We start from the raw sequence: 12,798 nt of genomic DNA on the forward strand, positions 1-12,798 counted from the left end.
CAAGGAACACAGCGCATGCAGACTTTTGACTTTGACCTTTTTGTGATCGGCGGCGGCAGCGGCGGCGTTCGCGCCGCGCGCATGTCGGCGCAGCGCGGTGCGCGCGTGGGCCTGGCCGAGTTCGCGGCCATGGGCGGCACCTGCGTCAACGTCGGCTGCATTCCGAAAAAGCTCTACAGCTACGCCGCCCATTACGGCGACAGCTTTGAAGAGTCCCGCGGCTTCGGCTGGAGCGGCGAGGCACCGGTCTTCGACTGGAACGTCCTGAAGGCCAACCGCGCGCGCGAGATCGCACGGCTCAACGGCATTTACGTGCAGCTGCTCGAAAACGCCGGCGTGAAAATCGTCAAGGGCTGGGCCCGGCTGCTCGACGAGCACACCGTCGAGGTCGACGATAAAAAATTCACCGCGAAACACATCCTGGTATCCACGGGCGGCACCGCCACCGTGCCCGCACTGCCGGGCCGTGAGCATGTGCTGACCTCCGACCACATGTTCGACCTCGATCCCTTTCCCAAGCGCCTGATGGTGGTGGGCGGCGGCTACATCGCCTGCGAGTTCGCCTCCATCTTCAACGGCCTGGGGGCCGAGGTCACGCAGGTGCATCGCCGCGACATGCTGCTCACAGGTTTTGACGACGACGTGCGCCGCTTCATCGCTGCCGAAATGAGCAAGACCGGCGTCAAGCTGCAGCTGGGCACCGAAGTGGACTCCATCACCAAAACGGACACCGGCTTGCGAATCGCTTTCAAGGGCGGCGCCGCCGGCCTCGAAGTGGACGCGGTGCTTTACGCCACGGGCCGTGTGCCCAACGCCAGCGGCATCGGGCTGGAAACGGTGGGTGTGGCGGTGAACGCAGCCGGTGCGATACAGGTCAACGAGCACTACCAGAGCTCGGTGCCGTCCATCTATGCATTGGGCGACGTGACGGCGCGCATACAGCTCACCCCGGTGGCAACAGGCGAAGCCATGGTGGTGGTGGATCAGCTCTTCGGCCCCGCCGCAGGCAAAAAGCCGCGCAGCATGAGCTACGAGTTCATCCCGACGGCGGTTTTCACCCATCCCAATATCGGCACGGTCGGGTATTCAGAAGCCGATGCGCGCGCGAGATTCGGCAAGGTCACGGTGTTCCGGGCCGACTTCAAGGCCCTCAAGCACACGCTGAGCGGCAGTACCGAACGCACGCTGATGAAGCTGCTGGTCGAGGACGCCACCGACCGCGTGGTGGGCCTGCACATGGTCGGGCCGGATGCCGGCGAGATCGTGCAGGGATTTGCGGTGGCCATGAAGGCCGGCGCGACCAAGGCGATTTTTGACAGCACCATCGGCATCCATCCCACCGTGGCGGAAGAGTTTGTCACCATGCGCGAACCGGTCAAAGGCTGACTTCACGATCCGCCGGTGCCATTCCTAGTGCCAATGACCCGTGGAGGGGCCAGCATTTTTTTAACGACTGAGGAGAAAGAAAAATGAGATTGCTGATTGCGCTGATTCTTCCGTGGCTGACCTTCTTCACCATCGGGCGACCGTTTGCAGGCATCTTCTGCCTGCTGCTGCAGATCACCCTGATCGGATGGCTGCCGGCCACAATCTGGGCGGTTTATGCGCTCAGCCAGTACAAGACGGACCAGAAGATCAAGCAGGCATTGGCCAGCCAGGGACGGACGTAAGCCGCACGCCCAGGCCTGGTTCAGTCCACGTCCGGATCTTCCGGGGTATCGGAATCCGGTTCGCGGTCCTTCAGGCGTTCATCCAGCCGCTGGCGAATGGCGCCGGCTTCATCCAGAAACTGCGTGACCGGCACCGCAGGCGCCATGCGCAGGGATGGCGGATAGAGGGTGGACATGTAGAGTTTGTTGGACAGGCGCTTGTTCTGCAGCCAGTTGGTCCCCAGCATCGCCACAATGCCCAGCACGGCCACGCCGGCCACCAGTCCCGCCAGGCCACGGCGGCGTTGCGGAACGATGACCGTCAGGTGTACGTAGATCGCCGCTGCAGTGCCGAGCAGCACCAGCGGTAACTCAAATCGCGCCAGGCTTTCCAGCGAAAACATGAAGGCCAGCATGCCGGCCAGTGTGGAAACAAACTGTATGGCCAACGAACTGGTGCAGGCGATGCGCACATGGCGCCAGAACTGCAGGCGATGGGTGAAAAGCTTGGTCGCCAGCGCCCATAGCCCCGCCCAGACGGCCACCGCCATCACCACCACGGCCACCAGGCCGGGCAGCTGACGCGCCAGCTGCGACGGCTCCGTCAACGTTAACCACGACTGGCCCACCACCAGGGCCAGCATGCCCGCCACCGCCAGCGCCGTCCAGCCGACCGTGCGCCAGGGAAAGTGCGGCAAAGGCTCTTCGGCAACGACCGGCTCTTCCGCCAGCCGCAGGCCGAGCTTCAGGCGCCCAAGCGTTAAGGTCTCACCAGGCGGCCAGGTGAACTGCGTATCGCGGCCATGTTGCGCACGGTTCAGCGCCACACCATTGACGGTGTCCAGCACCTGCACCAGCACCTCGCCTTCAGGCGAACGGTCTATGCGAAGGTGCTCGGCGGCGACGTGGCTGTCATCAAGCACCATGTCGGCCTGCAGGGAGCGGCCCACAGTCACGGGCCAGTGCCTGATGTCATGCCAGCCCACCAGCGCGCCGTTACGGTCGGTGGCCTGCAGCAGGCCCAGGTTGCCGGCGCTCATGGTGCGGCCTCCCACTTGAAGCCGCCGAGGTAGTGCGCGACCAACTTGAGGCCGTTGTCAAAACTCACGCCCTGCGCATCCATGCGGCCCTGCACGCCGCGCGTGGACTGGTTGACCGACATGGTGAGCACTGAAACGTCGTACAGGCCGGGCAGCTTGCGGTAAGCGCTCATGCACACCACGGCGCGCATCGGCATGCCACCGGTCTCGATAAAACGTTCCGAGCATTCGGCCGGCGTGGCTTTGCGGGAACCCCGTGTGGAGAAATATTCATTGCCAAAACTTTGCGAATACATGGCGGCAAAACGCAGAGGACCTAGTCTCGGCGCGTCATAGGCCTCATAGCGCAGGCGGATATACCCCGTGTTGAAGTCGCCCGCAAACACATGGCTGTCGATCTGGCAGTCGGTGCGCTCCAGGTCGAAGGCCTTGAAGTCAGGCTCGCGCCCGCGGCCCCAGCAGCGGGCCAGCGCGTCATCGGGTACAGGCACGCTGTAGCCGCCGTGCTTTTGCCCCGTCAGGGGAGCCGCCGTGAATTTTTGCGTCAGCAGCGCCTGGTGTTCACCGAGCTGGCGCGCCACTTCGGCATGTGCGGGTTTGGTGATGGGTTTGGCTGACGCGGCCTTCGCCAGCAGGGCCTGGGCGAATTCGGCGGGGATCAGAAAGCTCAGCAAATCGCCATCCAGGCGCTTGGACACGTTCACACCGACCACCTGGCCGGCATCGTCCAGTGCCGGGCCGCCGCTCATGCCGGGGTTCAGCGCGCCACCAAAAAAGATGCGCGGGTAAAAGCTGCGCTGCACCAGGCCGTTGTAAGTGCCTTCCGTGACGGCAAAGCCGATATCAAGCGGATTGCCGAGCGAATAAATCCGCTCGCCGCGTGCCAGAGGCCTGTCGGCGCCGCGAAAAGCCAGCTGCGGCATTTGCGTGGCCGGTGTCTTCACGCGCAGCAGGGCCAGGTCGTTGCGCACATCGAAGGCGAGCAGTTCGACTTCGGCTTCCTTGCCGTCCACCGGCACGTAAACGCCGCGGTAACGCTCAGGCTCCAGCGCAAGCTGGCTGGCCACATGGAAGTTGGTGATGATCAGCCCGTTCGCGGACACAAAAAAGCCTGATCCCACGCTGGCTTGCGTGTTGGAGTTGCGCAGCAACGTGCGGATCTGCACCAGCTTGTCGCGCGTGGTTTCATAAGCGCGCTGGGCGTCGCGGGAAATCTGGGCAGGTGCGGCCGCCGGTGCCTGCGGGGCGCGGCCCGGTACGGGAGCCTGCGCCTGGGCAAGATGCATGCACAGGGCACACAGCAAGGCTGCTGCCGCCGCGCGCAGGTGCCCCGGGGGATTGTGGTGTTTCATCAGGGCATTCTAGGGTGTGCCGTGGCACTTGCCGCACAATGATGCGCATGTCCCGCGGTGCTACGCTTGCCGATATTCATCCGTTGTACCCGCCCTCCCTGCCTCATAACAACAAGGCTTTTTGATGCCCTACCTGCCGCCCTTCATTGCCCCCACCCGCTATCGGGACCCAGCCGCCGCACTGGCGCAAGTGCGTGCCATCTATGACCAGCAGATTTCCCACCTGCGCGACGCCATGCAGCGTTACGTGGCCGGCGAAACCCTGCCCGGCCATGTGCGCGCCTGCTATCCCTTCGTGCGTATCCACACCGACACGGTGGCCAGGGCCATCCTGGAGACGCCGGACATCTCGCAGCTGAGTTTCGGCTTTGTGGCGGGGCCCGGCCGTTTTGAGACCACGCTGACCCGCCCAGACCTTTATGGCAACTACTACCTCGAGCAGTTCCGCCTGCTGATGCAGAACCACGATGTGGAACTGGAAATAGGCACGAGCACGCAGCCCATCCCGATTCACTTCTCGTTTGCGGAGAACGACCATATCGAGGGCAGCATGGATGCCGCGCGTCGCATGCTGATGCGCGACGTGTTCGACCTGCCCGACCTGGCCGCCATGGACGACGGCATCGCCAACGGAACGTATGAACCCCTGCCGGGCGAGCCGCAGCCGCTGTCGCTGTTCACAGCGGCACGCGTGGACTATTCGCTGCAGCGCCTGCGCCATTACACGGGCACTTCGCCGCACTGGTTCCAGAACTTCGTGCTGTTCACCAACTACCAGTTCTACATCGACGAGTTCGTGCGCCTGGGTCACGAAGCCATGGCCGACCCCAACAGCGAGTACACCGCTTTCATCGAGCCCGGCAATGTGGTGACCCGGCGCACCGGCCTGCCCGCCGAGCCCGGCGACGAGCTTGGCGTGCAGCCGCCCCGCCTGCCGCAGATGCCGGGTTACCACCTGCTGCGCGCCGACCGCACCGGCATCACGATGGTCAACATCGGCGTGGGCCCGGCCAATGCCAAGAACATCACCGACCACATCGCCGTGCTGCGACCGCACGCCTGGATCATGCTGGGCCACTGCGCCGGCCTGCGCAACAGCCAGCAGCTGGGCGACTATGTGCTGGCCCACGGCTATGTCCGCGAAGACCATGTACTGGACGAGGAACTGCCGCTGTGGGTGCCGATCCCGGCGCTGGCCGAAATCCAGGTGGCACTGGAAAAAGCCGTGGCTGACGTGACGCATGCGGAAGGCCCTGACCTCAAACGCATCATGCGCACCGGCACGGTGGCTTCCACCGACAACCGCAACTGGGAACTGCTGCCGGGCAACCAGCCGCAGCGCCGCTTCAGCCAGAGCCGCGCCGTGGCGCTGGACATGGAAAGCGCCACGATTGCCGCTAACGGTTTTCGCTTTCGCGTGCCCTATGGCACCCTGCTGTGCGTGAGCGACAAGCCGCTGCACGGCGAGATCAAGCTGCCCGGCATGGCCAACCACTTCTACCGCGAACGCGTCGACCAGCACCTGCGCATCGGCATACGTGCCATCGAACTGCTGCGCGCCGAAGGCATCACCCAGTTGCACAGCCGCAAACTGCGCAGTTTTTCGGAAGTCGCGTTCCAGTAGAATCACTAATTGCTATCTTTTTGATAGCTCATTGCGCCCAATATCATTGGGCTACAGGCCAATTTCATACATAGAACCACTCCATGGACTCCCTTTTACCGCTCGTTCCCGTCACAGAAGCAAGCCATGGCGTGGTAATCGACCTGATCTACGCAGGCACAAACAACTTCACCGGCCAGGTGATTTATGACAGCGCGCTGTGCTTTTTGCATCCACAAGCCGACGCCGGCCTGCGCAAGGCCATAGCCGCCGCGAAAGGCATGGGCTTTCAGTTCAAGATCTTTGATGCTTTCAGGCCGCAGGAAGCCCAGGAGGCACTTTGGGCTGTGGCCCCCAACCCCGCCTACATTGCAGACCCGGCCAAGGGCTCCAACCACACACGGGGCGTAGCGCTTGACGTCACGCTGTTGTCCCCGGACGGGCAGGAACTGGACATGGGCACACCCGTCGACACCATGAGCACAGCGTCACACCATTTTCATGCGGCGCATTCCGTGGCCGTCCAGCTCAACCGCATGAGGCTGCTGACCATCATGCTGGAAGCGGGTTTTGTGCATCACCCCAACGAGTGGTGGCATTACCAGCTGCCGGACGCCAAAAGCTTTCCGCTGATCGACAGCCACGCCTTCATGCACTGCGTGAGCAAGGGCCAGCAGCCCGCCCGCCTCAAGGCCGCCTGAGCTCACCGGCCGAGCCGTCCGCGGGCGGCTCGGCAGGAGGCCGCGGTTCGGCCGATTCGGTGCGCACCAGCGGCAAATGCTGCGGGTATTCACGCTGCATGAAGTCCACCAGCGCCTCGCGCACCTTGCAGCGCAGGTCCCAGTTCAGGCTGGAGTTGGCGGAGGTCACCAGTACCCGGAGCTGCATGCTGCGCTCGCCTGATTCAACCACCTGCAGCAGGCACAGGCGCTTGTCCCACTCGGGCGCTTCCTCGCAGGCGCGGCGGGCAGCATCACGCAGGGGCTCGATCGGCATGCGGTAGTCCACCCACAGGAACACGGTGCCGATGATCTGCGCGCCCGTACGTGTCCAGTTCTGGAAGGGGTTTTCAATGAACCATTGCAGCGGGACGATCAGGCGCCGCTCGTCCCAGATCTTCAGCACCACGTAGGTACCGGTGATCTCCTCCACACGGCCCCATTCGCCCTGCACGATCAGCACGTCGTCCAGGCGGATGGGCTGTGCCAGCGCCAGTTGCAGCCCGGCAATCAGGTTGCTGAACACAGGCCGGGCCGCGATACCGATCACCAGCCCCGCCACACCCGCAGAAGCCAGCAGGCTGGCCCCGAACTGGCGGGCGCCGGGAAAGGTCATCAGCATCAGTGCCAGCCCGGTCAGCAGCACGATGAACATGGCGGTGCGCGCCAGCATGCGGGTCTGCGTGTGGATGCGGCGGGCATTGAGGTTGTCTTCCACATCGACCGGGTGCAGGCCGACCACGCCCAGCGCAGCCCCGCGCGCCGCGCGCATGCCCGCCCAGGTCAGTGCGGCCAGCAGCAGCAGGCCATTGGCGTGGCGCACGCCGCTGATCAGCGGAAAGGTATCCGGCGCACCGTGCCATACGGCCTGCAGGGCAATCAGCGGCAGCAGCACCTGCACGGGGGAGCGGCATTGTTCGACGACCTTGGCCATCACCGGCATGGAGCGCGTCAGGCGCAGGACAATAACAGCGCCTATGGAGTGCACCACCAGGGCCAGTGCCACGCTGACGCCCGCTGCCAGCAGCACGTGCAGGGAAGAGTCGTCCGCCCAGGAGAGGAGTTCAGCGAGGTTCATTGCAGGCCCAGGCGTGTTTCAGGGAGTTCCCTGGCCGGCTCGCCGCAGCCGTGCAGCATGGCTCGGCTGGCATGGGGGAAGCGGGGATTCCAATGGTGGTCATACGCTGGAGATGAAGTGGCAACGGAAAACGGAAGAAGGAACGCAAGAAGGAGAGCGGAAGAACAGGAAAACGCCGGGGGGCCGGTGGCCCTGGACCCGGGGAACAGCGCGTGCTGGCTTTTTACCTTGCTCGTTCTCATTTACTCTACTGCAGCGGAGCCACGCTCCAAGTAGGACACGTGCCAGTCTTTCCCCTGCGCACTACCAGTCCATTGCATTCAGATGATAATTATTCTCAATTAGAGCTTTACCATCTTTAACCCTCTTTAACCTTTGCAGCGCGATGCGCCGCCCTGAAAGACACCCATGTCCACAACCAACCCGGCCGCCACTCCAGCGCCCACGGCCGCATCTCCTTCTCCCGAGGCCGCACCGCGCAAGCGGCGGCCGCCTCGTCGCGTACAGGTCACCCGCGTGCAGACGCTAAGCCCGCTGATGCGCCGCATCACGCTGCAAGGTGCGGAGCTGGAAGGCTTTGAGGTGGCAGACCCGGCTTGCTACATGAAGCTGATCTTTCCCGAGCCGGGGCAGACCGAACCTGACCGCCCACTGCCCGACGGGCCGCGTGCGAAATCCATGCGCACTTACACGCCGCTGGCGGTGCGTGCCGATGTGCATGAGGTGGACGTTGACTTTGTGCTGCACGGCGACGGCCCCGCATCCACCTGGGCTGCACAGGCGCAGCCGGGCCAGGTACTGTATTTGATGGGCCCAGGCCCGGGCTACAAAGTCGCGCTGGACGCGCCGGCGCATTTTTTGATCGGCGACGACAGCGCCCTGCCCGCGTTTGAAACCATCCTGGCCGCGCTGCCCGCCACGGCCCAGGCTCGCGTGCTGATTGAAGTGGTGGATGCGGCAGAAGAACGTCCGCTGCACAGCGCTGCCAAAGTGGATGCGCACTGGACCGCACGTGGCAGCGACAACACCCAAGCCGGCCAAGCACTCGAAGCCGCGTTGCGCAAAGCCGGCGCGCCCGCACCCGGCACCCGCATTTACCTGGCCTGCGAGGCCGCGGCCATGCGCCGCATCCGGAAACTATTGATTGAAGAGCTGGGCGTAGAGCGCAGCCTCGTCGTGGGTCGCGGCTACTGGAAGCTGGGCACCGTCAATCACCCGGACCATGACTATGGTGAGGATTGAGCTCGTAAGTCCTGCGGGTAGTGGACCTGAGTCTCACCACTCTCGATAAGGAATGTGGCTATTGACAACTTGATTGCATAGTCCCTGATTACTCAGGAACATTGACAAAGCTGACATCGATAGATTTTCGTGAGCGGTAGGTCCGAGGATGATCTTTTCAAAAATCGGGCGCGATTCGCTTAGCGAAAGTTCGGTGTATGGCACTAAAAGGGATGCTCCTTCGCGAAATTGAATAGCGGGAGTTGCGTAACTAGGGAAGTATGGAGTGATGAGCCTCCATTCCTGCTCTTCCTCAAATGCCCTATGTTTCATGATTGCTAAGACCTGTAAAACCTCTCCGCGAAAGCGCTCCAGAAAAGGAAAGTATCGCGTGTCTACTGTCGCCTGATGCGGATCGAATATTGGTCGCTCCTGCCGAAATGTTGTCAGGAGCTTGCCAAAGAGACTGTAGAGGAGTGTGCTCTGCTCGACAGGGTCATACACACAGCGAGCAATCTTCAGATCGTTGGTCTGGATCAATTCATTGAGGAGCTCAGGGCTAAACCCGATGCTGACCCCTTTGCCATGTGGCGTATAGCTTCGCCATTGACTGAGCAGAGATTCTTTTTCGGAGAGGGAGAAGACGAATAGGCAGTAATGGGTGTTGTAAAAACTCTTGGCCCATGATTGGAATTGCTCCCCAAAAGCACGATCCTCTGCAGTTAATAGTTGATCGAACATCAAGCGCGGCTCAAGCGCGTCCCGAAGTAAATCACATGCATGTACTATTTCTTTTGAATCGTTGAGGTAATAGATATGGCTTGCCCAGACCTTGCCTGACTTTGCAATTCCGAGGAGGGAACCAACCCCCGTATAGTGAAATAGAGACTTATCGGCGGACGTCGCAAAAAAATCGGTGACTTGGCGCATATACGTAGACCTAGCGTTCGAGATCAGTAGCCACGCCAGCGCCTCGCTGCATGAGTGGTGCTTTTGATGCAATCGTCCGAGTTATATCAGCCTTTTCTCAAAGGAGGCATCCTTTGACTGCGAAGGCATTCGTTAAAGCCTCACCCAGCCTGCCTCGCATAGCTCACAGTCAACATCTCCCACTGGTGCCCCTCGGGCTCATTCCAGTAAATGCCTTTGCCGCCAAGATATGTGCTGACCTGCATGTCCATGGGGCCGCGCACCGAGCTGCGGTATTTAATGCCGGCGGCCTGGATGCGTCCCAGGATCGCATCGAACTTCTGATCGCTCACGCGAAAGCAGAAATGCTCGACGGGAAAGTCTTCGTCGGTGTCGATGAAGTCCAGCGTCAGGCCGTCGTTGATGTAGACGGCTGAGAAGGGTCCTATCGTGGTTTCAGCCCAGGGTACGCCCAGCAGCTCTGCCAGAAGTCTGGCAGAGGCCACCTTGTCGCGTGCCGATACGATGAAGTGGTCAAGGTGAATGGTCATGGCAAGCTCCTTAGGGTGATGGCCTGTTTTATAGCCCGGTCGCGCCGCGCCTGCACAGCGGCGCGCGTACAACCTTCCTTGCGGTATTGCCGCTATGGCGGCTATACGCTGCACCTGCAGCCAACCGCGCTGAAGGGCAGTTGGAACCCGAAAATTTTCGCAAAAAAACAACCGCAGCCCAATAATTGCGGCGCAATCAGCTATTTAATTGATAGCAGAACAATCTCTCAGGGTGCGCGCTCACAGATCAAAGAACACCGTTTCCTTGCCGGCCGCGCTGTCCTGCATGCGGATATCGAAGCGGTAAACCGGCCCGGCGCCCGTCATGCTGCGCTGGGCAACCAGTGTGCCCCGCCGTTCGACCGGTACGCTGGCCAGCACGGCGTCTTTGGCGTTCGCATCCACCTCATCATCAAAGTAGATACGCGTGAAGGTATGCACCAGCAGGCCGCGCATGGTGACGCAGACGTTGATGAAGGGCGCTTGCCCCGCCACAGCACCGGGCTTGACGGTGAAAAACTCGTAATGGCTTTGCGGCAAGGTGCCGGTGCCGCAGCGGCCAAACCCTGTAAAGCCCCGTGCTTCGGCATCGGCGACTGAAGCGATGGACTGGCCGCTGCCGTCGGGCTGGGCGATCTCGACCATGGCGTCCATCACGGCATTGCCGGCGCCGTCAAACACCTGGCCGGTGATGCGGATGTGTTCGCCTTTCGCAGTGGGCTGGGCCAGCACGGGCGTGAACAGGCTTTTGAGGTCGTAGCCATATTGCGTGGGTGTGAGGCCGTAGGCAAAGAAAGGGCCGACGGTCTGGGAAGGGGTTTGTTTGAGCTGGCTCATGTTGTTGTCCCGTCCTTATTCAAAACGCGTGGCTTTGGGGCCGCGCAGCACGATGTCGAACACATAGCCGAGCGCGTAATCGGCCTGGGTCACGTCGAGGCTGAATTTCGAGACCATCAGCTCGCGCACGCTTTCGGGCGCGCCCATGTACATGGGGTCGTAGCCCAGCAGCGGATCACCCGGGAAATACATTTGCGTGACCAGGCGGCTGGCAAAGTAATCACCGAACAGCGAGAAGTGAATATGCTGCGGCCGCCACGCGTTGGGATGGTTGCCCCAGGGATAGGCGCCGGGCTTGATGGTCTTGAAGCTGTAGCGGCCTTCGTTGTCGGTCATGCAGCGGCCGGCACCCAGGAAGTTCGGGTCCAGCGGCGCGTCGTGCTGGTCGACCTTGTGCACGTAGCGGCCGGCGGCATTGGCCTGCCAGACTTCCACCAGCGTGTTGCGCACCGGCCGGCCGTCCTCGTCCAGCACGCGGCCGGTGACGATGATGCGTTCACCCAGCGGGTCACCATTCTTCACGGCGTTTTTGGTGAGGTCGTTGTCGAGCGAACCCAGCTGTTCGGCGCCGTAAACCGGCGCATCGAGCTGTGCGAGCGCCTGTTTGATGGGCACCAGCGGCTGCTTGGGGCCGCGCAGCAGCGTGGATTTGTAGCCGGGATAAATATGGGGCGAATGGCTGGTCCAGTCGCGTGGGGCCAGAAAGCTGTTGTTCAGGTCGGGTTTCATGGTGTCTCCATTGGGTTGCATGCGCTGGCGCCCTTGTAGCGGGCACGCTTTTCTACGCTGCCGTGACTGTAATCGGCCTTAATGGTTATGTATATTGACATTTTCTCGACTTATCCATAACCAAATGTTCCAATTGGAGCATGGTCGATGAACGCATCAAATACCGGCACCTGCAGTGTTTCCTGGCGGTGGCGCAGCACGGCAGCCTGCAAAAGGCCGCCGACGTGCTGGCCATCACACAGCCCGCAGTGTCCAAAACGCTGAAAGAACTTGAGGACCTCCTCACCGTGCGGCTGTTTGAGCGCGGACGCAAGGGCGCCGTGCCTACACGCGAAGGCGAAGCTTTTATGCGGCATGCCGGCGCCAGCGTGAGTGCGCTGCGCGAAGCGGTCGCCAGCGTCGCGCAGACACGGCGGCAGGGCAGCGCGGTGATTGCCATCGGCGTGCTTCCCACCGTGGCGCCGTGGCTGATGCCCTTGCTGCTGGTGCGGCAAGAGGCCCAGGCCGGGCCAGAGGCGCAAACCAGCCTTCGCATCCAGACTGGTTCGAACCCCGAACTGCTGGCCAGCCTGCGCCAGCGCGAACTGGACTTGGTGATCGGGCGTTTCGCAGAACCCGCCCATATGCTGGGCCTGACGTTTGAGCACCTGTATGCAGACCCGCTGGTGCTGGCGGTGCGCCCCGGCCACCCGTTGCTGGCGCAGGCCGGGTACAAGGCCGATGCGCTGGCCGGCTTGCAAGGCTTCACGACCATCCTACCCACGCAGGGCACGGCCATACGCCATACCGCCGACGGCTTTTTCCTCACACGCGGCTTGCCGCCGCCTGTGCGCTTGGTCGAAACGCTGTCGGTGTCCATCGCACGCGGCTACACGCTGCAAAGCGATGCTGTGTGGCTGGCGCCGCTAGGGGCTGTCCGGCCGGACCTGGACAAGGGAACGCTGGCGCGCCTGCCCGTCAGCATGGCCGGCACCGAAGAACTGGTGGGGCTGACGTTGCGCGCCGACATGGCGCCTACCGAAGCACAGCATCAGCTGATCGCCACCATACGCGTGCTGGCCGCGGAACGCCGCAACGAGGCATCGGCCTTTCCCTAGTTTTCAGGCCGGC

Annotated in this window: 13 protein-coding genes; 6 read left to right on the forward strand and 7 right to left on the reverse strand. The window is 62.3% G+C overall.

Translation table 11 applies throughout. From position 1 onward, the window contains the following. The first annotated feature begins 15 nt into the window (after positions 1 to 15). Positions 16 to 1,386 (forward strand): glutathione-disulfide reductase, encoded by a 1,371-nt coding sequence (gorA, locus tag ACQ4MS_RS06635; protein WP_431098569.1) that lies wholly within the window; start codon positions 16 to 18, stop codon positions 1,384 to 1,386. 83 nt (positions 1,387 to 1,469) lie between these two features. Further along, a complete protein-coding gene (locus ACQ4MS_RS06640; protein WP_431098570.1) occupies positions 1,470 to 1,670 on the forward strand; it encodes a YqaE/Pmp3 family membrane protein in 201 nt (66 codons plus the stop codon). A gap of 20 nt (positions 1,671 to 1,690) precedes the next feature. Here ACQ4MS_RS06640 and ACQ4MS_RS06645 read toward each other — a convergent pair whose 3' ends face one another. Together ACQ4MS_RS06645 and ACQ4MS_RS06650 are read right to left on the reverse strand one after the other, a co-directional pair. Then, positions 1,691 to 2,689 carry an FHA domain-containing protein gene (locus ACQ4MS_RS06645; protein WP_431098571.1) on the reverse strand — a complete coding sequence of 333 codons (999 nt, stop codon included), beginning with the start codon at positions 2,687 to 2,689 and terminating at the stop codon, positions 1,691 to 1,693. Then, complete coding sequence (locus tag ACQ4MS_RS06650) at positions 2,686 to 4,041, reverse strand: S1 family peptidase (protein WP_431098572.1); 1,356 nt, start codon at positions 4,039 to 4,041, stop codon at positions 2,686 to 2,688. Before ACQ4MS_RS06650 ends, ACQ4MS_RS06645 begins: the two co-directional genes overlap by 4 nt. Positions 4,042 to 4,165: 124 nt before the next feature. On the opposite strand from ACQ4MS_RS06650, the gene ACQ4MS_RS06655 reads away from it, so the two are divergent. Beyond that, complete coding sequence (locus ACQ4MS_RS06655; protein ID WP_431098573.1) at positions 4,166 to 5,665, forward strand: AMP nucleosidase; 1,500 nt, start codon at positions 4,166 to 4,168, stop codon at positions 5,663 to 5,665. An 83-nt stretch (positions 5,666 to 5,748) separates the two neighbouring features. Continuing rightward, positions 5,749 to 6,345 carry a D-alanyl-D-alanine dipeptidase gene (gene ddpX / locus ACQ4MS_RS06660; protein ID WP_431098574.1) on the forward strand — a complete coding sequence of 199 codons (597 nt, stop codon included), beginning with the start codon at positions 5,749 to 5,751 and terminating at the stop codon, positions 6,343 to 6,345. Here ddpX and ACQ4MS_RS06665 read toward each other — a convergent pair. Further along, the gene (locus ACQ4MS_RS06665; protein ID WP_431098575.1) at positions 6,332 to 7,441 is read right to left on the reverse strand and encodes a mechanosensitive ion channel family protein; all 1,110 of its coding nucleotides are present in this window, start codon (positions 7,439 to 7,441) and stop codon (positions 6,332 to 6,334) included. The genes ddpX and ACQ4MS_RS06665 overlap by 14 nt on opposite strands. Positions 7,442 to 7,849: 408 nt before the next feature. On the opposite strand from ACQ4MS_RS06665, the gene ACQ4MS_RS06670 reads away from it, so the two are divergent. Beyond that, positions 7,850 to 8,683: a siderophore-interacting protein gene (locus ACQ4MS_RS06670; protein ID WP_431098576.1), complete on the forward strand. Its 834-nt coding sequence runs from the start codon at positions 7,850 to 7,852 to the stop codon at positions 8,681 to 8,683. A 33-nt stretch (positions 8,684 to 8,716) separates the two neighbouring features. Here ACQ4MS_RS06670 and ACQ4MS_RS06675 read toward each other — a convergent pair whose 3' ends face one another. From ACQ4MS_RS06675 to pcaH, 4 genes are all read right to left on the reverse strand, one after another. After that, positions 8,717 to 9,592 carry a DUF2971 domain-containing protein gene (locus ACQ4MS_RS06675; protein WP_431098577.1) on the reverse strand — a complete coding sequence of 292 codons (876 nt, stop codon included), beginning with the start codon at positions 9,590 to 9,592 and terminating at the stop codon, positions 8,717 to 8,719. A 140-nt stretch (positions 9,593 to 9,732) separates the two neighbouring features. Beyond that, positions 9,733 to 10,122 carry a VOC family protein gene (locus ACQ4MS_RS06680; protein ID WP_431098578.1) on the reverse strand — a complete coding sequence of 130 codons (390 nt, stop codon included), beginning with the start codon at positions 10,120 to 10,122 and terminating at the stop codon, positions 9,733 to 9,735. A 240-nt stretch (positions 10,123 to 10,362) separates the two neighbouring features. Then, complete coding sequence (gene pcaG, locus ACQ4MS_RS06685; protein ID WP_431098580.1) at positions 10,363 to 10,959, reverse strand: protocatechuate 3,4-dioxygenase subunit alpha; 597 nt, start codon at positions 10,957 to 10,959, stop codon at positions 10,363 to 10,365. Between the two features lie 15 nt (positions 10,960 to 10,974). Further along, on the reverse strand, positions 10,975 to 11,688 hold the full coding sequence (gene pcaH, locus ACQ4MS_RS06690; RefSeq protein ID WP_431098581.1) for a protocatechuate 3,4-dioxygenase subunit beta: 714 nt from the start codon (positions 11,686 to 11,688) through the stop codon (positions 10,975 to 10,977). 140 nt (positions 11,689 to 11,828) lie between these two features. On the opposite strand from pcaH, the gene pcaQ reads away from it, so the two are divergent. Continuing rightward, a complete protein-coding gene (gene pcaQ / locus ACQ4MS_RS06695) occupies positions 11,829 to 12,785 on the forward strand; it encodes a pca operon transcription factor PcaQ (RefSeq protein WP_431098582.1) in 957 nt (318 codons plus the stop codon). Positions 12,786 to 12,798 lie beyond the last annotated feature (13 nt).

It is taken from the genome of Polaromonas aquatica, assembly GCF_050626995.1.
GTDB classification, from domain to species: Bacteria; Pseudomonadota; Gammaproteobacteria; order Burkholderiales; family Burkholderiaceae_C; genus Polaromonas; species Polaromonas aquatica_A.

What these genes read in the sequence shown, in the direction of transcription:
- ACQ4MS_RS06675 (WP_431098577.1), bottom strand. Translation starts at nt 9,592, where the DNA reads ATGCGCCAAGTCACCGATTTTTTTGCGACGTCCGCCGATAAGTCTCTA.
- ACQ4MS_RS06640 (WP_431098570.1), top strand. Translation starts at nt 1,470, where the DNA reads ATGAGATTGCTGATTGCGCTGATTCTTCCGTGGCTGACCTTCTTCACC.
- pcaG (WP_431098580.1), bottom strand. Translation starts at nt 10,959, where the DNA reads ATGAGCCAGCTCAAACAAACCCCTTCCCAGACCGTCGGCCCTTTCTTT.
- ACQ4MS_RS06670 (WP_431098576.1), top strand. Translation starts at nt 7,850, where the DNA reads ATGTCCACAACCAACCCGGCCGCCACTCCAGCGCCCACGGCCGCATCT.
- pcaQ (WP_431098582.1), top strand. Translation starts at nt 11,829, where the DNA reads ATGGTCGATGAACGCATCAAATACCGGCACCTGCAGTGTTTCCTGGCG.
- pcaH (WP_431098581.1), bottom strand. Translation starts at nt 11,688, where the DNA reads ATGAAACCCGACCTGAACAACAGCTTTCTGGCCCCACGCGACTGGACC.
- ACQ4MS_RS06650 (WP_431098572.1), bottom strand. Translation starts at nt 4,041, where the DNA reads ATGAAACACCACAATCCCCCGGGGCACCTGCGCGCGGCGGCAGCAGCC.
- ACQ4MS_RS06645 (WP_431098571.1), bottom strand. Translation starts at nt 2,689, where the DNA reads ATGAGCGCCGGCAACCTGGGCCTGCTGCAGGCCACCGACCGTAACGGC.
- ddpX (WP_431098574.1), top strand. Translation starts at nt 5,749, where the DNA reads ATGGACTCCCTTTTACCGCTCGTTCCCGTCACAGAAGCAAGCCATGGC.
- ACQ4MS_RS06665 (WP_431098575.1), bottom strand. Translation starts at nt 7,441, where the DNA reads ATGAACCTCGCTGAACTCCTCTCCTGGGCGGACGACTCTTCCCTGCAC.
- gorA (WP_431098569.1), top strand. Translation starts at nt 16, where the DNA reads ATGCAGACTTTTGACTTTGACCTTTTTGTGATCGGCGGCGGCAGCGGC.
- ACQ4MS_RS06655 (WP_431098573.1), top strand. Translation starts at nt 4,166, where the DNA reads ATGCCCTACCTGCCGCCCTTCATTGCCCCCACCCGCTATCGGGACCCA.
- ACQ4MS_RS06680 (WP_431098578.1), bottom strand. Translation starts at nt 10,122, where the DNA reads ATGACCATTCACCTTGACCACTTCATCGTATCGGCACGCGACAAGGTG.